Below are 591 nucleotides of genomic sequence, written 5' to 3' on the forward strand. Positions count from 1 at the left end.
AAGCTGCTTGCTGATGTCATATCAGGTATTCAATTTAAAGATGGTGAGCGGATCACTCAAGATCAAACAGAACATCACGATTCATTGATACACCACATTTGACAATAACTCGCTATTCTTTGTTGGATTCTGGTTCTGTCGCAAACAGCATGAATGTTTTATGATCTAAGCATCACTTTCTATGCTTATGTTTATGAAACTCAATTTTTCAGGCCGACATTATCCCTCTGCGATCATTATGCAGGCACTGCGTTACTACTTGGCCTATGTAAGCAATGGAATGGACTCCTCCTCACCTTACAAATCGGCGTCGATGAGCCAAAATGGGGCTCCGCAACTATTTATAGAATATTGAGTGATGTTTTTGAAAGAATATCACCAGAAACAACGAAATCATCTTGCTAAAATTAACACTAAGGTTAATTTCGAGGGGATGTTAGCAAAACCCCAATTAAAGCCCGTATTGACCTAAAAAATAAATATTAATTAACAAACGGTAAACCCCCGGCTCTGCCGGGGTGACTCGCATAGGTTTCACCTATACCGCGGTATAGGTAGGCTCAAGTCTCGACCAAAAGACAGGAGAGCAAC

General features: G+C 40.6%; 1 pseudogene. It reads left to right on the top strand.

The features are described 5' to 3' along the window. Positions 1-193: 193 nt before the first annotated feature. A pseudogene (locus tag L2764_RS27560) lies at positions 194-268 on the top strand (IS6 family transposase); the annotation flags it as partial. Positions 269-591 lie beyond the last annotated feature (323 nt).

It is taken from the genome of Shewanella surugensis (assembly GCF_023284005.1).
In the GTDB taxonomy this organism is placed as follows: Bacteria; Pseudomonadota; Gammaproteobacteria; order Enterobacterales; family Shewanellaceae; genus Shewanella; species Shewanella surugensis.